Source organism: Paenibacillus sp. 4624 (genome assembly GCF_050435065.1).
Lineage (GTDB): Bacteria > Bacillota > Bacilli > Paenibacillales > Paenibacillaceae > Paenibacillus > Paenibacillus amylolyticus_D.
This window is the reverse complement of the sequence record NZ_JBNDJR010000007.1, coordinates 123,704-144,093: the sequence shown is the minus strand read 5'-3', so window position 1 is coordinate 144,093 and position 20,390 is coordinate 123,704. Positions and strand designations below refer to the sequence as shown.

Below are 20,390 nucleotides of genomic sequence, written 5' to 3'. Positions count from 1 at the left end.
AATCAACGCCTGAATCACCAACCGTTTTGAGCAAGCCAACGTAGCTTAGTGTGACTTTAACAAAAAAATTATCAGTTCGGTGGATCAAGCTGAACCACAACTTGCTTGCCGCTAACCTGAACTCCTGTCGTTTTAGTGCCGTGCTCTTTCAACGCTTTGCACAGTTCTTCTGCCCAAGCTTTGCCTGCCTCTCCCTCTTTGGCTCCATGCACTTGAATGACCAATTTCACGGAGTCACCTTTTTTCAGAATACGCTCTGCTTGTGACTGCTTCACATCCCGGTCATGATCCTCCATTTGCAGATGCAGCCGAATTTCCTTTACTTTGCGTTTATCCGGAGATTTGTCTGCCTTTTTCTTCGCCTGCTGTGCTTCTTCACGGGCAGCGCCCGCACCAATCAGTTTGCACGGAGGCGGGCTGGTCATAAGCGACAAACACACCAAGTCTACCTTATGCTGTTTGGCCAGTGCCAGTGCTTCCCGCGTTGACATGATGCCCAGGTCTTCTCCATTCAGACCGGTAAGTTGCACTTCGTTCGCTTTGATCTTTTCATTTTTAATGATCTGAGCCATGCATCTTCCTCCTTGACATGAAAAGCCTGTCCTGATCACTGAAGATCAGAGCAGGCTTAAATAATAAACTACATTTTGTAAAACTTTATAAACGTTAAAAACGTTACCTACGTTGCGTTAAGATTAACGATCTGGCATTGCAATGAGTTCTCGCAATGTCATATCGTGCCCCGTATTACAACGAGTTAAATGCTTCAGTCAGAACAGGTACGATCTGCGATTTGCGGGATACAACGCCTTTAAGCAATGCTTTGTTGTCTGTCAGCGTTACGTTGTACGCTTTTTCAACCGCTTGAGTGGATGCACCATAAGCCAGCCCAACCGAGTCATTGTTCAAGATATCCGTCACGACAAACAAGAACAGGTCAAGTCCTTTGCTAGAGATAATCGCTTCAATCGCCGCTTCAAGCTCAGGCTGTTTTACCAGTACATCATTAACGTCAACTGCATTTACTTGGGCGATTTCAACTTTCGCTGTACCCATAGCAAACTCTTTTGCATCCAGAGAGATCAGCTCAGCGATTGTTTTCTGACTCAAGTCTGCACCAGCTTTCAACATGTCCAGACCATAGCTATCGGCATCCACACCAGCAATAGCAGCCAGTTCACGTGCTGCAGCTACGTCTTGCTCTGTGCAAGTTGGAGATTTGAACAACAAGGAATCCGAGATAATCGCGGACAGCATCAGACCTGCGATCGGCGCGCTGATTTCAATGCCGTTCTCTTTGTACATTTTGTTCAAAATCGTTGCGGTACAGCCTACAGGCTCCGCACGGAAATACAAAGGCTGGCTTGTCTCAAAATTAGCAATACGGTGATGGTCAATTACTTCAACAACGGTTACGTCTTCAATATCGCTTACACTTTGCTGACGCTCGTTGTGATCCACCAGAATGACTTTGTTTACTTCATTCGCCGCCGTTTTGATCAGACGCGGTGCTTCAACTTTGAATCGATCCAGTGCAAACTGTGTTTCGCCATTCACTTCACCCAGGCGTACCGCTTCCACTTCCTGTCCCAATTTGCTTTTCAGGTCTGCATAAGCGATGGCTGAACAGATCGTGTCTGTATCCGGGTTTTTGTGGCCGAAAATTAGTACTTTTTCCATATTCATAGCCCTCCGTCAATTCGAGTTTAAGTTAAACTTATCCTTGTTTGAATCATACCTTACTGATTATAGCGCTTATACGTCTTAATTCCAATCCCTTTACAGCGAATTAATCAGAGCTTATGCCAAAGGCCTGTTTCGCTAGTGGCAAACGCAGGGAAGCAAGAACGACGCGCTCGTTCTCAGCCGGCATCCATGCCTGTTCTAATTTGCAGGTGTATTCGCTACATTTGTAATCAGATGTCCGTCCAGCTTGTCACCTTTACACAGAGCTTGCACGAGCTCCCGGCCTGATTCCGGGGTCATTTTACCGTACCAGTCTCCTTGCGGATACACAATCGTTACACATCCATCATCACAACGGCCATTACATTTGGTACGTGTTGTATGAATGAATCCTCCAGCCTGTTGTTTCGCAATTTCGTCCCGCACCGCCTGAGTGACTTCTTCTCCATCATTACGCATACATGTTCCGCCATTACAGAGTAAAATATGGTGCTGCAGTTGATCCAGATTATAGATAGCCAAACTCGCTTCATTCCTCTCACATCAATAGGATATGTATCTTTTTATGATTGCATAGTATAACGTTACAACTCTATAAATTAGCACATCTATCCAGGTTTGTGCAACGATAACGGTAAACTAAAGCTCCGGGCCGAACGTCTTCAATCCTTTTTTCACAAAGAATGTCTCCAAACTACCTGCTTCGTTAATCTCCAGCAAATTCAACTGAGCGCCATAAGCACATCCACCGTCTATACCGATCTTGTCTCCCCGCGGGTCCATCCAGATTCCGGGCTCATCCTGCAAATATTGCACAGGGGTATGTCCAAACACGACAATGTCCTGAAGTGCTGTAGGTCTGCTGTAAAAAGGTTCGCGAATCCAGATAAAATCCCGTTCGGACTGGTTCCTCCAGTCGGGAACATCCGGGTTAATCCCAGCGTGTACGAAAATATATCCTGGCACTTCATACGACAGTGGCAGCTCGTCCAGGAAACGCAGATGATGCATGTAATGAGAGCGCATCCATTGTTTGTCCTGAGCATACGCACGCCAGTCCATCTGATCACCATCATACGCAATGTCCAGATAACTCGCCAGCGTCTGTAATCCGCCATTGCGAATCCAATGTAAATCGTACTCCTCTACGTCATGAGTCAAAGCCTTCACCATCATGGCATCATGATTTCCCTTGAGAACAACGATTTGGTGCTCTTGTCTTAGATTTATAATCTGCTCAATGACCTGTTTACTTTTAGGGCCTCGGTCTACGTAATCCCCCAGCAAAATCAACTCATCCTGCGACGGGTCGTAATGAACCTGTTTTAACAGTGCATTAAACTCATCGTAACAACCGTGAATGTCACTGATGACACATCTGCGCAAGTGAATCTCCTCTCTTTCAGGGTGAGTCCAAAATACAGACCGGAACCCTGTCTGCTGCAACACAACTGCAGCCAAGTTTAGCAAGGTTCCAGTCCTATCCAGACTTATATTCCCGATCCTGTAGGTATAATCCTGCTTTAGTTCTGATTCAGACCGAAAGCTTCTGCAATCAGACGGAAGGAACGCAGACGTGCCTCGAACGAATGGATGGCAGACGCAATAATCACTTCATCGGCTTCATGACGTTCAACCATCGCAATAATTTTGTCCTTCACCTGATCTGGCGTGCCGATGATGGAGAAGGAGCGGCGCTGACGAATCTGTTCCAGCTCCATCGCTGTATATGGGTAGTTATTCACCGTTTCCAGAGAAGGAAAAGACTTCTGTTCCAGTCCGCGTCCAAGTCGCAGGAAAAATAACTCATTGCTGCGAGCCAGCTCAGCGGCTTCTTCTTCCGTATCCGCACAGAAAGCGGAGACCGCAATCATGGAGTGAGGTTTGTCGTTTAGGATAGAAGGTTTAAAGTGGCGACGATAATGTTTCATCGCTTCCTCACCGCCTGGTGTTCCGAAAAACTGTGCAAATGCATACGCAGTCCCTTGCGCCGCGGCGATCCTTGCTCCTTCCGAGCTGGACCCCAAGAGCCAAACTTCGGGTACCGTTGGAACGGAAGGCCCCGCTACAAGTGAAGCAAAACGATGATCTTCAGGCAACTGCTCGTGGAAGTAACCACCAAGATCGGCAATTTGCTGCGGGAAAAACTGTACATTGGATGATTTGCCCTCGTTCAATGCTCTGCTGGCAATAGGCATTCCTCCTGGCGCACGCCCAATGCCGAGATCGATACGTCCAGGGTGTAAAGCTTCAAGCAAACGGAAGTTTTCCGCCACTTTATACGCGCTGTAATGCGGCAGCATAACGCCTCCTGATCCTACTCGAATGCGCTCCGTATGGGCAGCCACATGGCCAATCATGATCTCCGGGCTTGAAAAGGACAGTGCTCCTCCGCCATGATGCTCAGACATCCAAAACCGGGAATATCCCAATTGCTCGGCATGTTTCGCTAATGTTACAGCCTCCTGCAAGGCATCATGCACATGGCGACCCTCACTAATGTGTCCATGCTCCAATACACTCAGTTTCATATATATTCATTCCTCTCGTCTGTGAAGTGATGAAATAAAGGTGCTTTTTCCCTTTAGCTTACTCTTCCATTGTAACATTAAAAATTACAGTTTCAAACTTTACATTACCTTCAACTCTTTTTTCCTCCCCTGACGTTCTGGAGAAGAAAATAAAAAACGCAGCCAGTTTTTATGCTGGCTGCGTTACAGGACGTTATCTCGACCTACCTTAATAATCTACCTTTACTTGTCTAGCTTACTTACATGACACTCCATTACTCAACCCACTAGAATTAAGGTGCTCGTTTGGGCAACAGCTTCACGTATTCATCAGACAACTTCATCAAGCTGAGCACATGTTCGTAATCGGAACGGTACGGTTCCAGATTCGTTACCGGTTCATACGTTTTGAGCGAATATGCCGTTCCATCGTCAAAGCCCGCACCAGGAATGAACATGATGTCATTATTCACAAATGAACCTGTCGGCAGGTAATAACGAATACCGAATGCATTGTGATCCATATTGAGCAAGTCATGCCCAAACGCTGTGAACTTCTCCTGCGCAAGTGATACGCCCATCAGATTCATGACCGTAGGCAGAATATCCAGTTGACCACCCGGTTGTTCAATCACTTGCCCTTTCGTTTGTTTCGGCGTATGAATCATCAGCGGAATGTTGAATCGGCTTACTTTTCCATCGTACGGGATATTCAGGTTTTCCTGAATCTGCTGTGTAATTTCCGGTTCCTCTGGTAATCCAAAGTGATCTCCATAGAGCACAAGCGTTGTATTATCCCACAAACCGTTGGCCTTCAATTCGTTAATCAATTGACCCACCGCGTAGTCGGTATAATTGATTGCTTGCAAGTAATCATGCAACAGTTTGTTTGTAATCGTCGCCGGAATTTCAATTCGTGCACGATCAACTGGCACAGTAAACGGCGAATGGCTTGACGCTGTGATGAACTGAGCATAGAACGGCTGTTTTGCAGCCTGATGCGCAGTCATTTTTTCCACACCCACCCGATACAATTCTTCGTCCGATGGCCCAAAATCGTTAAATTTGTCATTCGTAAAGCTCGGTTTATCGAAGTATCTTGTAAAACCCAGGGCAGGATACATCTTGTTGCGGTTCCAAAAGGTCACGTCATTGACGTGGAATGTCTCGGACTCATACCCTTCTTTCGCCAGCAGTTTGGGCAGGCTTGGAAGTTCACGGTCACTATACCCGGCTGACATCGGTACGACTCCTGTAGGATAAATGGACGTATTCGACATAAACTCCGCATCCGACGTATTTCCTTGGCCGATCTGTTGGAAGAAATGAGAGAAATAATAGCTTTCTTTCGCAAGATTATTTAGGACTGGCGTTAATTCTTGCCCGTTTAGCGAAGCGTTAATCGGAAAATTTTGAAAGGATTCCAATTGAAGCACAATCAAGTTACTGCCTTTTGCTTGACCAAAATATTTGGCCTTCACCGCTGCACCGTTATCCGTTTTGTTCTGGTATGGATATTGGCTCACCAAAGCATTAATTTTGGCAATCGTTTCGTTAATATTGCCATTGGCAATCGCCTCATTTTCCTTGCTCGTCAGAATTGCTGAGGACACCTGGTAGTTCAGGAAACCGAGATTTTCAGCCCGTACCAGTTCGTTATCAATCGTTTCCCCCTTGACGATAAAGCTGCCCGACAAAACGATACAGAACGCCGCTGTAAGTGCAACGCCCAGTTTGCCCCAGTAGCGTCTGCGACTTTTTCCAAATGTCAGGTTGCTCTCCTGATAACTGCTGCGATACGCTCCCTTGCTGCGTCTGCGTCTGATCAACCAGACCGGTATAGCCAGAATAATATCGGCAAAAAACATAAAGTGTAACGGCCGAACCAGCGGCCCGATACTTCCTCTGACCTGGGCAACCTGCCCCAGTTCACTCAATGCGGTGTACGTGGGAACTGAACTGAAGTGTGCATTATATAGCGTAGCTGCAAACAAAATCAGGGAAAACAGAACGTTAAACGCCCCATATACCGTTCGTTTCCAGCTCAGCGGCACAATGAGATCCAGCAAGCATACAATGGTGAGCGCAGCGAGTGCATCGGTTAACATTCCCACGCCCGATAACCCATTAAAAAAGAAAAAACGCAGAAGCGATAATTTCAGCAACATTAAAATAAACAAGACGGCAAATAAGACCCGTGATGTTGACTGCCTGCTTTGATTTGTCGATGTAAACATGGTCGTTTTCAACCCTTATCTGAAATTTTACGTTCATTTTACAAAACGCATATTTCAGTATAACAGTTTTCGTGTTTCTGTTCCATTGAGGTTATAGCGGACTTAGGCGATCGTGGATATATCCTCATTCTGCATGCTTTGATTGTTGCGCGATGCTTGAATGACTGCCTGTGCTGCTGCAACTCGAACCCATGGAATCTGCTCGGGTCTGCAACATACAGCCACTGACTTGATATTATGGAGAAACGCAATGGACGCCGTATCTTGGATATGTTCACCGGTTATGGATGTTTTCAGATGTGGTTTGCGAATTCTCCCTTGCGTTGCCGCCATCTCCACTAAACGGCCTACCCTTTCTATATCAAAAGTATGAGAAGAATTACATTCGATCTGAACAGTCTCTCCGACAACCTGCTCTCGCCCCGCTATTTCCTCACGCGTGTTGCCATAGATAGATTGTGTCAGAATATCTGCATCAAACGAGATAAAGTCCGCATAACGAGCGATTTGTGCTGCTGTCCATGCAACTTTGGGTGAGGTGACTGCTGCCCCTAATTTATATACACAATGACGACGCTCTTCACCAAGTACCTGATTCGCCACATGATCCACCAATGCCCTCATTTTTTGAATTTCATGTACATGCTCCACATGCGGAATCATGATTTCCGGACGAACCCATAGCCCTTTACGGATACTTTTAACCGCTGCCCGGAAAATAGCCTCCAGCTGCATTTCATGAATCTGGGATAAAACCAGTTCCCAATCATTACTTTGCTGCTCCAGCACATTTACATCCGGGAACAACTCTTGTAGCGGAAAATTAAATAGTTGAATGTTCACCGGTCGTCCGTCCATCACTTCAAAAAGACACTCCATATCAGACTGCTGCATTGGCAGCAATCGTTCCAAACCGCGCCTGCGTTCTGCTTCCGTATCCGCCAACACCATCTTCTGCATATAAGGCTTTCTTGACGGAGACAACAGCATGGTCTCGGTTACACATAACCCGATTCCCTCTGCTTCCCATGCTTGCGCATGCCTAGCCTCTGATACATGTTCCACCTTGGCGAGAATAGATAACTCTTTGATGTCATCAGCCCATTCCAGCAAAATTTTCAGTTCGGGCAGCTCCTGTTGCACACACGTTGTTACATCTTCTGATCTTATTCGGAGGAGAGCTTCCTCTTTTGAAACCAGCCCCTCATGTACGAAATGGACTGCGTTTCTGATCATAGCCAATGAACTTAATCTCGCAGGTTGCACATGTTGTATACAGATCGAGTCCGACTTCACCACATAGGAAAGTTCCAGCACTGCCCCTACGCGTCTCTCTAACTCCGTACAGATCATCTCAAGCTCTGTATAGCGCTTGGAGTTATTTCTTTTTAAATAGGAGAGTGCATGCACCATACCAGACTTGCTCCTTGATGGAAGATAATCCCCTATCATGCCTCTTTCACCGGTTGCAGGATTACGAGTGTAGACTTTCCCTGTACCTTTGTAATCAGCGTAATTGCCTTGTACCATGGCCTGTATAAGCACAGCTGACCCGTTTACTGCTCCGTTTGTTGCTTCTTCCTTTGCCTGATCTTCAAGGCGATTATCTCTTTGATTCATCTTGTCAGCAGTACAAAACACCGCTTGAACGGATGCTTGAAGTTGAGAAAATACATCCTGTGGAAAAGGGCCTCCGCTGATCGCCTGAATCAAACCCTTCCTCTCTTCTATCAATGATTCAAGCTCCGCTTCTCCAGAAAAATAAGGCTCTGAATCTGAAGGCTTCGCTAATGTCATCTTATAAGGAATGCCATGAACCATGTGCCCGTACTGCTGAAGTACGGCCAGATAACATTGAAGCGCATAAAAACGATTGCCTGTCTGGTGAGCGAGACCTTCGACGGTTTCATCATTCAGACCCACATAAGATATAGCGTATTTTTCTAATGCCGAAGAAGAATAAGCTTCATCTGATCGCACATCAAGCAGGAGTGGATGGTTTGGACCACCAAAAGATGTGCCTGTTTGTTGCTCCATATGACGGATGGCACTACCCAGCTCTTCCATCATTTCATCGGAAAGTTGACCAAGACGGGTAGAACATGCGCGGCAGCCATCCGTCGTGACGACCATTCCCGCTGGATCAGACCATCCAGCTTGTATTAGTTGTGCGAGACCAGCCCCCATGCTGCGCGTCATCCCTGTTAAGTCTGCCCCACTTTCTTCCAACAACATTACCCGTTTAGTCATTGCAGCTCTCCCATCTGCCGTCCATGGCTGTGATCGATTTAGCAGCGTCCTTAAACCTTAAGCAGCGCTGCCTTCACTCTAATGTTATGATGCGGGAGCATCTTCAAAGACTACAGGTTCAACATTTTGTAAACGTTATTCTTTTTTTGTATTAAAATCGATCCCGTTTCAAAGCAAAAACTCCCCCAGCATGAGCTGAAGGAGCCTTTATTGCGTACATTTTGCATAACGACTACTACCCTATAAACCTCAAAATATCGTCGATTTTCTTCCCATGTGAGATCACACCGTAGTTCATCCACGTCAAAAAGTCTACCTCATAAACATTACCGCTCTTCACGGCAGGGAGCTGCTTCCACTCCGTTCTGTCCAGCAATTGTCTTTCTTCTCCGGAGCTTAAAGAGTCACGAGTATCAAAAGTAATCAGTAGATGATCCGCACCAAGCTGACATAATTGCTCTAACGTAATGCTGACTCTGCGCTCACACTGTGTCCACTGTTGCACATGTTCATCCGGGTTAAGACCAAGATCTCTATAGATGACCGGGCCTACATAACCACATTGATCACCGTAAAGTGTAATTTCCAAAGCTGAAACACGGAGAAAAGCAACCGATTCTTTGCGTATACGTCCTTGAAGATGTCTTTTGGCTTCAGTCGCTTTGTCTTCATACATATCAATAACTTCCTGTACGCGATTGGTTTTGCCAAGCACGTCTGCTGCCGATTTCAAAATGGCACGCCAATCTTCACCGTCATGATTTACATAATAAACGGGTGCCACCTGCTCAAATCGATCCAAATTCCACGTTTTATATCCCATGTCCAGCATAATAAACTCGGGTATATGCTCCGCCTGAAACTCGGCATCCCGCTGACTGACGTCAAATTCGGGCACATCATCCAGCTGTAAATAACGTTGTTTGCCCCAAGCCCGATGCGAACCCTGCAATATTGGCTTTACTCCAAGCGCCAACAGGAAATCCTCCAGATAAGGAGCAAACACGCTCACCTCCTGACGGTGATGGCGGCGATATACACCAGGCGAGATCCCTGCATATTGTTTAAACCTCCTGCTGAAATAATACTCATTGTTAAATCCCACATGACTTGCGATATCATGCAGACGATCATCCGTTATCTGTAACAGCTGTTTCGAACGTTCCAAGCGAACACGGTTCACATAATCAAGGGGGAGCTGGCCTGTTAATCTCTTGAAATGCCGTGTATAACTTGTTCTGGAAAGACCGGCTCGAGAAGCAAGCCCGTCCACTGTGAGCATCTGATTGTAATGCGATTCAATGTATCCAACGGATTGCTGGAGATGGGTTCGATCATAATTCAGTTGAAGCTCTGGATCATTTTGACGAATGACATTTCGGAACCACTGCTGGAACTGAATTTGCACATCCCATACATCATGCATATCTGTAACCTGTTGCTGACGATATAACTGCTCTAAACACTCCAGACAGGCACTCCAAGGGGTATATGTAAACTCAATGACGGATATTATGTTGTCAGTAACCAAACTTAATTCACGGTTAACAGTCTGCTTCTCCAGATGGATCGGCATTAACTTGTCGGAAGAACTACCTTCAAACATCGAATTCATATCCATTTTATAAAACGTGAACGCCTCTTCTTCTCCAACATTAGCTGTTACAGAGAAAGAATCACCTGCACGCACTAAACATATAGAACCCGGTTCCAGCTTTGTTTGGAGACCAGAACATGCTAAAATGCCCCTTCCTTGTACCACAACAATGAAAGAGTGAACATCCGTTTGCTTATATGAATAAGTTGAACTTGTTTCCAATGTATAATCTACGTATTGTATGCTTTGTAAGGAGCAGAGCCACGGCTTGGTCATTATGTGCTGTATTGAAGCGTACATTGTGCATCCATCTTCCTCATATGAGAATTATTATCAATTAAAATTAGTGTAAACGAAAAAAGAAAGCTCTTCAAGCCACGCTGAAGAACTTTCTCTATTTAAGTCACAACTTATGGTGTCATTTTTTCCAGCAAATCATCAATCTTCATCGAATTCGCAATAACTGCTCCAGACTGCCAGTGGGACCGCTCCATCATGTAGACATGTTTATTTTTAACCGCAGGAAGCGACTGCCACAGTTTTCCGTCCAACATGTGGATGGCCTCCTGATTTTCTGGGGAATCCCAGGTTCCGTTCGAAGGAAATACGATAATGTGGTCGGCATCCAGACTTGGAATTGCCTCTTCGGACAGAATCTCTTGGTATTCTTTCATATCTCGTGCCAGTGGATGAGGATTAAGTCCAAGCGCAGAGTAAATAAATCCGGTATACCGATTTTTGACCCCGAATAACGCCAGTCCTTTGTCCGCTACGTTTAATCTCACAACCGCAACCGTCTCATTTCCGATGGTTTGTTGTAATTTTGCTTTCGCATCTGCAATTTTTTGTTTGAATTGCTGTTCAAATGCAGCAGCTTTTTCCGGCTGTCCCACAATATCAGCAATGGTCGTCAATACTTGATTGGAATCCTGGAGAACGCTCTCCTTCAGACGATAAGTTGGTGCTACTTTGCTATATTGTTCGTATTGTGCCGCATCTACCCCACCATCGACGATGATCAGATCAGGGTTATATTGCAAAAGTGCCTCGATGCTTCCTGTCATATCAAATTTGGGCGCATCTAACTTCAAATAATCCTGTACCCCCCATGTGGGATGATACCACTGTACAACGGGTGTAATATCCAACGCCTTAAGATAGTCCTCGACATATATACCCGCAATACGCTGTGGATGAACAGGGATCGTTACTTCTCCAAACTCATCCTGAACAACCCGTGTCTCAGCGTTCGAAGTTTCCGTTTCCACACTGGTACTCTTTTTGGCATCTCCCTGTTGTGCTGACGTTTCCGTCTTTGCGCTACAACCGGATATCACCATTGCCGTGAGTAGTAACAACATCAACCACTTTTGTATCCCTTTGCTCCGTCTTGCCATCATGTGTTTCCCCCTAAGTGTATTTTTCTGTAAATGTCATCATGAGAACACTCTAATCTATAATGATAATCATTCTCATATTATTCTTTAGGTGAATTGTACATGATGTTGACCCAAGCTCACAATACACATTTGAAGACTCTTTTTTATACAAACGAAGCATTTTTGATGAAAAATAACCCCCGCTACGAATGCAGGGGCAGTTTTATCGCGTCTCTTCGGGTCAGTATTGTTAAATGTCTGATTAAGGCTCCCCTATCACTCGGGCAGATAAAATTTTAGAATTTAGGCTTAGTCAAGACTCTCTTCATTGTGTTTTCTAATCATCTCAAAAAGTTCTTCCTCACTATTCAAACGTATAGAATCTGTGATCTCCCTACGCTTTAACGTAACCTTCATACAACCGTTCCACAAACGCATCCTGCTCGCCCCCTTGTAGCAAGTAACAACCGATCAATCCAAAATCATCACTGACATAACCCGCTAACTCGGGTTCACCTGTTAAAGAAAGTGTTCGTTTAAATGCTGTCTCCCTGATCTGTCGCAACACTTCATCTTCCGCAACGGACGAGTCCCCGGCATAGCGTTCATAGGCCTGCATCCACTCATCTGCAAATGGGGCTTCATCACGCTCATCCAGATAAGCATCTACATCCAGTCCTTTGAAATTCCGTTCGCCCGGCAGCCGTCCTTCCTTCAAATCTTGCAACAATATATTTACATCACTTCTGCTCATCCCATCACTCCTTCATTCTCCTTCTTCAAATACATCTCAGGTATAACAAAACGTTTCATATGCTTACTTGAATCTGCTGTAAAATGATCTAATCCCCGTTTCTCATATTCTTCAAGCACACATTCGAAAATACGAGCAATAATTCCACAATCAGCCAGCGCATCATGTCTATGAATACCTTCTGTATCCAGATCGTAATATCCAATAAGAAAATCCGTTGAAACAACGTCCGTTACCTCGGGATGAATATATGTAAACATCGCTTTAGTATCCAGAACCTTGTTAGTAAACATCGTTAACCCGTACTCTTGACAATGACGCTCCAGCATGGGCAGATCATATTCATAACCCGCATGAGTCACGAGCACCTGGTCTCCGATAAAGCTACAGAATCGCTCATACACCTCATTAAAATGAGGAGCTTGTAACATCGCTTGATTCGTAATACCGGTAAGTTTCTCCACCGCTTCTGGGATCATTTTAGATGCTCGAACTAGAGAAGAAAAACTAGATTCACTAACTCCCTCTCCCCTTTTATAAGACACTGCGCCAAACTGAGTGATGCTCTCCACAGTCGTATCAATACCTGTCCCTTCCAGATCAAATATGCAGTATGTTCTATCCTGTAACGGTGTCACAATTAACTCGTCCACCGTATATGTCCCCGGCAAAAACGTAATTTTCACATCTTTCACTCCCACATTCGTTTAATCTGAAACATCTTGTCAGCTTGATCCAAATCCATCCTGTAAATATCCGGCATCGTCGTGCTCTTCCAGAACTCGAAACCATAACTCGGGTCAACATGCTGAAAAATAAGGGTCATGATATCACCATGTGTACCAATTACGACCTTTTTCCCCCTGTGCTCGCCTAACATTTGTTCAATCGTGTTAACCGCCCTCTTCTGAGCCTGAATGCCAGACTCTCCACCTGGAAAAGCAAACGTGGTATCAAGATACAACTGCCGTTTGGCTTCATAAAAATCATCATGTTTTACGTGAGGACTCGACAGCGTACGCTCACGTAAATCTTCCTCAATGAATACAGACTTCCCGCACAAATCAGCCAGACGCTGAATGGTATGCACAGCTCTAAGATACGGACTGGAGTAAAACACCTCGACGTCCTCTGTATGCAAAATCCGGGCGACCTTTGCTGCATCCAAGTCCCCTTGTTCAGTCAGTCCACGCTCGCGCTCCTGACCTTCAATGAACCTGGATTCTGCGTGTCGCACAAAATACAAGCTTGTACAAGCTTCTGCGCTCATGCATCTACCCTGCTCTTCTTCTCGATCACAATCAGACAGGTGCTGTCAGGTAAGGATACAGGTTCACCCTTCTCATCCATAAAAACAATCCGATCTGCCAACGCTTCGGTATATCCCTCTTGCAAGAAATGACGCAACATGATGATATCCGCTTGCTCCCCTAACGTGTCGCGTATGCATTTCTCATAGGCTTGCGGTGTAAATACGCCGAACTGCTCCTGGACTTCATGCACATAGGCTTCCTCCCCCCAAGTATAGGTGTAGAGAAATTCCATCGCATCATTAATCGGCATCATTACTTCATCATCCGTTATACGTTCAAAAGTGATCTCTCGCCCCTTGAAATCTGCTGCATAACGTTCCAGCCAGCTTACCCCATCCGTCTCCAGGAATCGAATTCGTCGTGTCTGTGACTCCCGTTCGCTCATAATACCATCCCGAATAAGGATTCTTCCGCCTGGCGAGAGCACCTGAAAAGCACTATGCAGCGCAGCTGCCACGGTATCTGTATTGAATCTGCGTCCGTCACGCTCAATATAGGAATACAACTCGTGCAGAATGGAGGAGAAGATCACCGTATCCACTGTTCCCGGCTCCACATACTGATCCAGTTGCAGGGCATCGCCTTTCATCACATGCCAGCGATGGGACTCCCGTTGCTTCTTGCGCTCCAGCGCCTCGATCACATTGGCCGAAATATCAATGCCGATCGCTTCAACCTCGGGCTTCTCCTGCTCAATCAAATCCAGCAACACACCGCCACCTGGGCCGATATCAAGCACACGTTTGCCCACCATATGTTCGAGTAGCACTTTTTTGTAGTCTCCCGAACTATTCATATCCGAAAGGTACGTCTCTTCGTTGTGGAACCGATCATATGCATCCCGTCGCAGGCCAAACAGGTCAAATAATAGTAGTACCGCCTGTTCGTACAACGGAGATTTCTCTGCTTCAATGCAAAAAGCGATCAATTTCTCGGCTGCAGGCGAGAATTCAAAGGTTACAAACAACGTATCCGGCAGGTCGGGGTATCGTTCAATCCGATGTCCCAGATGCGGATAAGACAGTTGCTCTCCAGCGCTAATCTGTTCCCATGAATACTGTTCCAGATATTTTTCAATCATACGTTTCTTGTAGATATTCAGCTTTTTGACACCCTTGTAGTCGTAATACATCGTGTTCATTAACGGTTCGAAGCTGATATGACGTATAGAGGTCACGGAAGAGTCCTTTGAATGCCCCTCTATTTTCTTCTCCCATTCTTCGCTATGCAGTGCAAGTAAAAACACCTTGACCATCTCTTCCAGCGAAAAATCCCGCATGGCTGACTCCACATACCACAACGTACGTGATGCAAGAGAAGACAGTTGTTGCTCTACAGGAAACTGTTGTTTCAGCTTGGCATACGTTTCATCAATCGCCTCACCTTGACGGATTGAATTACTTCTTAGGCGAGATAATCGCTCCTTCACGCTCCAGTCTGTATGCTCCGTTCCTGACACGATCCAGTCTACAATTTGCTCTACTTCATCCTGAACCTGCTCCCAAAGACCAGAATCAACCGCTTCAATAATACATTGGTTCAGAGCCATTAACATAATACGAAGTTCACCGCCGGTAACCCAGCCTTCAGTAATCAAAGCACGCAACGGTAGATTCTCTGCATACGGAATTTCACCCCGTATGTATTGCCCAATCAGTCCATGTGTTGATATTAAAATACGAATGATCTCCTGTCTCGGAGACGCTACCGATTCCAGTCCATTTTCTCGATCTCGATCTGTTGCGTATCGTTGATAGAGCTGTGCCGAGCCAATATTATGTACGAACAGGTTAATTCCCTGTTGCTGCCACGTTCTGCGCTGTTCCAGTGAACCTCCTTTTGCCGTTTCCGACCAGGCCAGCACCTCTTCCAGAAGTTCCCGAATCCAGAACGAAAGCTGCATTCCATCCAGCATGTGAAGTGTGCGCTCGGTGTAATCCAATACCGCATGCGTCTTCTGAAGCTCGGCAATGGAGTGAATCCGTTCCAGATTAATTCGCGGCTTCTCCGCCGCGACTAACCATTGCAGCCATTGCGGCTCTTGTTGCTCTTGGTGCAGATGTTGTTGTTGTGAATTTCCTGATTTATAACGTTGAATCACTTCCAGCGCGTGCAGCATGGATTCTCCACCCTCTTTGTTTTCATGATGTTGTATGAAGCGTTTCATCCAGCAAGCGCAGTCTGTCCCGCACAAACTGAAGGAGATACTCCTCTTCCGAGAAAGGCAAGCTTTCGTCCAAACGTGCCGCAGCGACAGGCAACATCCAGGCATCAATCTGCTCACGAGTGATCCCGGAAAGAGCGACGTAATGCCCTATATACTGCTCCAATATCAAACTTCGAGCCCGCTCGAATCCTTCCCGAATCGCAGGTTCCGCATCGTCTGGCAGCTTGCCGCTCTTTAATATTACCCATGTCCTGGCCACATCACCCGCGGGATTACCCGCCATGCCCGTCATCCAGTCAATGACACAATGTTGTTCTCTGTCCTTGCTCAGCATTACATTATCAGGATGATAATCACCATGGCAAATCGCCCGTTGTTCAGGCAATACAGACAAATAGTGAATCAGTCGTTCGTGTTCAATATCGGAGAAGCCCGATACGCACAGCATCGCGTGCTCCAGAATCTTTTTCTGAGAAGGCAATAAGTTACCCTCATCCTGTACCCTGTGCACTTTATAATGAGTTTCCGCCATGATGTAGGATAGCTGTTCCAGCAATTCCGGCTGCTGAATCATCAGCGTTAACAATGTTGTTCCCTCAAACCGCTCAAATACAATACCCGTACGTGTAGCATGATGCATTTGTTTTACAGCACGAGGAACGGGCAATCCCTTTCCATATACCCACTGACTAATGCGATATTCATTCTGTACGGCTTCTCCTGAGAATCCTGTCCGGTATAATTTTAAAATAAGATCATCTGCATAATGGTAGATTTCCGCCGTTCTTCCTTGCCCAATCAGCTTCATCCGCTAATCCTCCTGAGTATGTGAGATTCTTTTTTAATCGAACTCAATCCCTCTTACTTTGGAAAAAATGATCATATCTACCCATGCCCCTGTGCGATCTTGTTTTATCCTGCGCAGTATTCCTTCTTGCGTGTAACCGAGCCGTTTAGCTACACTGGCACTGCGGACATTTCGGGCATCACAACGAATCTCAAGGCGATTGGCCTGCAGATGTACATTTGCAAACTGTTCGATCCCCTGCACAGCCTCTGTGACCAAACCTTCACCCGACCGGGAGGTTCGCACCCAGTAACCAATCTCGAAAGAGCGTACATTCCAGTCCATCCGGTGCAGACCGCTGCTGCCGACAAACTCATCTGTAGCCTTATCGCGTAAGTGTAACATCAGGTCACTGCGTTCCAAAAATCGCAGTCTGGCTTTACGTACGGACACCTCTGACTCCTCTAATGTAGGAATGTTCTCTGCAAATGGTAACCACGGCCTTAGCTCTTCCACACTTTCCCGAATGGCCTCATTAACATCAGCGCCATCACCCCACTGCGGTGAGCGAATCGTAAGACGTTCCGTATCAAAGCTCTCGGGAAACTCAAGCATCATGGAGTCAATCGAATCAAAATCTGTCATACAAACTACTCCTCCACCTGAAAAATCGAATCAATAATCAGCGGTAGCTGATCTCTCACAGAAACGGCCCCTAGGACGGAACGGGCGTGAACTCCCTGTTCTTCTCCAAAAACGTCGATCATCAGATCCGAGAACCCGTTCAGCACCTTATGATGTTCCTGATAGGAAGCCGAAGCGTTGATGAACCCTTGCACTTTAACTACCTTTTTAACCCGATCCAGCGAACCTAGCACGTCCCGAACAACTGCAAGTACCTCCAGTCCTGCATTCCGGGCGAAGTCATATCCCCGTTCTGTCGTAAATTCCACGCCAAGCTTGCCGCGTTCATCCGTAGCCGGACCTTTTCCTGATACATACATCATTCCATTTACAATGACGGCGTTCGCATATTTCCCCGCAGGAGAACTGGATTGCGGGAGCGTGATTCCTAATTCCTGTAGTCTGGCTTCGATTGTTTTCATCATCAGGCCGCCTCTCTATTTTTAATAAAATGAAAAGCCTCTAAATGTTACTTATACATGCTTCCAGCGGTACTATATAAATGATTATATAAAACTTCATATTAAACATGAAAGTAAATAGAGGTCATGCATTCGCTGAATTCTTCCGGTGCCTTAATAGTGTTAAATCCTTAGCTTTTTGTTGATTGTGTTTTTTTAATTCCATCCCGTCCATTGTATTCCTGCCTGTACGTTCTTGGTGACATCTGAACCGCACGCTTGAACATCTTGCCAAAATGCGAAAAATTGCCGAATCCCGCCAGCAAGGCAATATCGGTCACCGACTCTTCACTCTCACGCAGTAGACGCTGAGCCTCCTTTACCCGCAGTAGATTCAGATAATCGCTAAACGTAAAACCCGTCGTTTGTTTGAACAGCCGGCTTAGATAATGTGGACTAATCCTAAACTTGCCTGCGACCTCCGGCAGCGTAACTGGATTCTGGTAATTCTCATTCAGATAACGGACAACGACCTGAATCTTGGGGTGAAGGACAGGGTCTTGATCATCCGACTGTATACGTCCTAGATGACGGTGACGGTACGTGTGCAGCAACATCTCTAACGTACGGTGACGCAGCAACATTCCACTTCCCTCGTCGGGATTACGCATTTCTCGGACCATTTCTGCCACGATCTCCTCTGTCACCTTGGCGACCTGAATGGGGAATCTCACAATCGGTATGTCCCAGCGAAAGGGCTCCGTTAACCCTTCTGTGAGCTCACTCGTTACCGCCATAGCGGCAAACAGTTCCGGTTGCATATACAGCACGATTCGTTCGTGGTCCGGCATTCCACTTTCCAGTGTTTTGTGCACCGTATTGCGGTCTACGAATACCAAGTCCCCTGCTTTGACCAGATACGAACGATCTTTGATAAAATAAATGCGTTCACCAGAAAGTAAATAATACAACTCATAATGGTCATGAAAATGATCATTTGGCATAGAGTAGTATCCGATCCTGCGATCGTATTCTATATGTAATAAATCCGTTGCATCATGATAATCTGCACGAATGGCTTCGGTCATGTCACTCTCTCCTTTTTCACAATTATAGCAAAATATGCGGCATTTGAAAGCGGTTACGCATCAAATGCGGTGAAAGAAGTGCTCCTTTGTTATAGTCTAAACCTACATTCAAGGAGGCGATATAGGTGGGGAACAAAAAACGTTATGTATTAGTCGGAACTGGTGGTCGTGCCGAATTTTTCTATGGTGCTTTGACCCGGGATTTTAGCGCTACTTCCGAACTTGTCGGCTTTTGTGATATCAATCAAGTGCGTATGAATTATGCGAACAAGCTGCTGCGAGAAAAATATAACTATGCTGAGGTGCCTACATACATGGCAGATCAGTTTGACCAGATGATTGAGAACGAGAAGCCAGACTACGTTATCGTGACCAGCGTGGATCGGACTCACCATAAATACATCATTCGAGCAATGGAGCTCGGCTGTGACGTTGTTACGGAGAAACCGATGACTATTAATGAGGAGAAATGTCAGGACATTCTGGATGCAGTGAAGCGTACCGGACAGAATGTACGCGTGACGTTCAACTATCGTTATGCACCGCATCACACGAAAATAAGGGAGCTTATTCTGGACGATGCCATCGGCAAAGTGACTTCTGTGCATTTCGAATGGCTACTGAATACCCGTCACGGTGCGGACTATTTCCGCCGCTGGCACCGGGACAAGCGCAATAGTGGAGGTCTGCTGGTTCACAAATCGACGCATCACTTCGATCTCGTAAACTTCTGGATCGGCTCACAGCCAGATACTGTCTTTGCGTTTGGGGATTTGATGTTCTACGGTAGAGAAAATGCCGAGGATCGCGGGGTTACCCAATTCTACAACCGTGCTACAGGTAATCCGCTCGCACAGGATGATCCATTCGCCCTGCATCTGGATTCTGATGCCCATCTGAAATCGATGTATCTGGATGCCGAGACTGAAGATGGATACCAGCGTGATCAAAGTGTATTTGGTGAAGGAATCAACATTGAAGATACGATGGGTGTTCTTGTCCAATATCGGAACAAGGCGATCCTGACGTATTCCCTTGTTGCTTATCAGCCGTGGGAAGGTTACCGCATTGCGATCAACGGCACCAAAGGCCGTATCGAAATGAGCATTATCGAACAATCCTACGTTAATTCCCTGGGTGACAAAAGCAAAGAAGGTGCTTTGATTGGCAAAACGCTGCGCGTGCTTCCAATGTTCGGCGCACCTTATGACGTTGAAGTCGAGGAAAAAGAAGGCGGCCATGGCGGAGGCGACCCTGTACTGCTCAACGATCTGTTCGGCGCACCGTCAGAAGATCCATTCCATCGTGCGGCGAATCATGTAGATGGCGCTCGCTCGATTTTGACAGGCATTGCAGCCAATCGTGCGATTGCAACAGGCCTACCGGTCAAAGTCGATACTTTGGTACAATTTTAATAAGGCACATGTAAAAAGGCATAAGATCAGAGACCTCGAATCTCTAATCTTATGCCTTTTCTGATTTTCATTTCATTTGTACATTCCATTGTACGTCTCATGTACGTTGCACTCCGGCATCA

Annotated in this window: 18 protein-coding genes; 1 reads left to right on the top strand and 17 read right to left on the bottom strand. The window is 46.0% G+C overall.

Translation table 11 applies throughout. The annotated features are described in order from the left end of the window. Positions 1-71: 71 nt before the first annotated feature. The 17 genes from infC to ABIE27_RS17125 form a co-directional block, all read right to left on the bottom strand. The gene (gene infC, locus ABIE27_RS17205) at positions 72-563 is read right to left on the bottom strand and encodes a translation initiation factor IF-3 (RefSeq protein ID WP_429351147.1); all 492 of its coding nucleotides are present in this window, start codon (positions 561-563) and stop codon (positions 72-74) included. Between the two features lie 184 nt (positions 564-747). Then, positions 748-1,680: a manganese-dependent inorganic pyrophosphatase gene (locus ABIE27_RS17200; RefSeq protein ID WP_429351056.1), complete on the bottom strand. Its 933-nt coding sequence runs from the start codon at positions 1,678-1,680 to the stop codon at positions 748-750. 204 nt (positions 1,681-1,884) lie between these two features. Continuing rightward, positions 1,885-2,208: a (2Fe-2S) ferredoxin domain-containing protein gene (locus ABIE27_RS17195; RefSeq protein WP_123066665.1), complete on the bottom strand. Its 324-nt coding sequence runs from the start codon at positions 2,206-2,208 to the stop codon at positions 1,885-1,887. A 117-nt stretch (positions 2,209-2,325) separates the two neighbouring features. Then, the gene (locus ABIE27_RS17190) at positions 2,326-3,147 is read right to left on the bottom strand and encodes a metallophosphoesterase family protein (protein ID WP_240037182.1); all 822 of its coding nucleotides are present in this window, start codon (positions 3,145-3,147) and stop codon (positions 2,326-2,328) included. Between the two features lie 62 nt (positions 3,148-3,209). Next, complete coding sequence (locus ABIE27_RS17185) at positions 3,210-4,217, bottom strand: LLM class flavin-dependent oxidoreductase (protein WP_123066667.1); 1,008 nt, start codon at positions 4,215-4,217, stop codon at positions 3,210-3,212. 272 nt (positions 4,218-4,489) lie between these two features. Next, entirely contained in the window at positions 4,490-6,433 is a 1,944-nt protein-coding gene (locus ABIE27_RS17180; RefSeq protein WP_123066668.1) for an LTA synthase family protein, read from the bottom strand. 102 nt (positions 6,434-6,535) lie between these two features. Further along, entirely contained in the window at positions 6,536-8,683 is a 2,148-nt protein-coding gene (locus ABIE27_RS17175; protein ID WP_123066669.1) for a putative PEP-binding protein, read from the bottom strand. 235 nt (positions 8,684-8,918) lie between these two features. Then, on the bottom strand, positions 8,919-10,298 hold the full coding sequence (locus tag ABIE27_RS17170; protein ID WP_429351055.1) for a helix-turn-helix domain-containing protein: 1,380 nt from the start codon (positions 10,296-10,298) through the stop codon (positions 8,919-8,921). A gap of 392 nt (positions 10,299-10,690) precedes the next feature. Beyond that, the gene (locus ABIE27_RS17165; protein ID WP_192895158.1) at positions 10,691-11,677 is read right to left on the bottom strand and encodes an ABC transporter substrate-binding protein; all 987 of its coding nucleotides are present in this window, start codon (positions 11,675-11,677) and stop codon (positions 10,691-10,693) included. A 376-nt stretch (positions 11,678-12,053) separates the two neighbouring features. Next, positions 12,054-12,413 carry a hypothetical protein gene (locus ABIE27_RS17160; RefSeq protein WP_123066672.1) on the bottom strand — a complete coding sequence of 120 codons (360 nt, stop codon included), beginning with the start codon at positions 12,411-12,413 and terminating at the stop codon, positions 12,054-12,056. Continuing rightward, positions 12,410-13,099, bottom strand: coding sequence for a 3'-5' exonuclease (locus ABIE27_RS17155; RefSeq protein ID WP_161557032.1), 690 nt, complete (start codon positions 13,097-13,099; stop codon positions 12,410-12,412). The genes ABIE27_RS17160 and ABIE27_RS17155 overlap by 4 nt, the downstream gene beginning before the upstream one ends. 5 nt (positions 13,100-13,104) lie before the next feature. Continuing rightward, positions 13,105-13,683, bottom strand: a complete 579-nt coding sequence (locus tag ABIE27_RS17150; RefSeq protein ID WP_429351054.1) for a histidine phosphatase family protein — start codon at positions 13,681-13,683, stop codon at positions 13,105-13,107. Continuing rightward, positions 13,680-15,845: a class I SAM-dependent methyltransferase gene (locus tag ABIE27_RS17145; RefSeq protein ID WP_429351146.1), complete on the bottom strand. Its 2,166-nt coding sequence runs from the start codon at positions 15,843-15,845 to the stop codon at positions 13,680-13,682. The genes ABIE27_RS17150 and ABIE27_RS17145 overlap by 4 nt, the downstream gene beginning before the upstream one ends. 22 nt (positions 15,846-15,867) lie before the next feature. Then, complete coding sequence (locus ABIE27_RS17140) at positions 15,868-16,701, bottom strand: phosphotransferase family protein (RefSeq protein WP_123066676.1); 834 nt, start codon at positions 16,699-16,701, stop codon at positions 15,868-15,870. A gap of 33 nt (positions 16,702-16,734) precedes the next feature. Further along, the gene (locus ABIE27_RS17135; RefSeq protein ID WP_429351053.1) at positions 16,735-17,325 is read right to left on the bottom strand and encodes a GNAT family N-acetyltransferase; all 591 of its coding nucleotides are present in this window, start codon (positions 17,323-17,325) and stop codon (positions 16,735-16,737) included. Between the two features lie 5 nt (positions 17,326-17,330). Continuing rightward, the gene (locus ABIE27_RS17130; RefSeq protein WP_429351052.1) at positions 17,331-17,786 is read right to left on the bottom strand and encodes a RidA family protein; all 456 of its coding nucleotides are present in this window, start codon (positions 17,784-17,786) and stop codon (positions 17,331-17,333) included. A gap of 170 nt (positions 17,787-17,956) precedes the next feature. Then, on the bottom strand, positions 17,957-18,853 hold the full coding sequence (locus ABIE27_RS17125) for a helix-turn-helix domain-containing protein (protein WP_429351051.1): 897 nt from the start codon (positions 18,851-18,853) through the stop codon (positions 17,957-17,959). Positions 18,854-18,978: 125 nt separating this feature from the next. Between ABIE27_RS17125 and ABIE27_RS17120 the strand changes: the two genes are divergently transcribed. Then, the gene (locus ABIE27_RS17120) at positions 18,979-20,268 is read left to right on the top strand and encodes a Gfo/Idh/MocA family oxidoreductase (protein ID WP_123066679.1); all 1,290 of its coding nucleotides are present in this window, start codon (positions 18,979-18,981) and stop codon (positions 20,266-20,268) included. Positions 20,269-20,390: the final 122 nt, after the last annotated feature.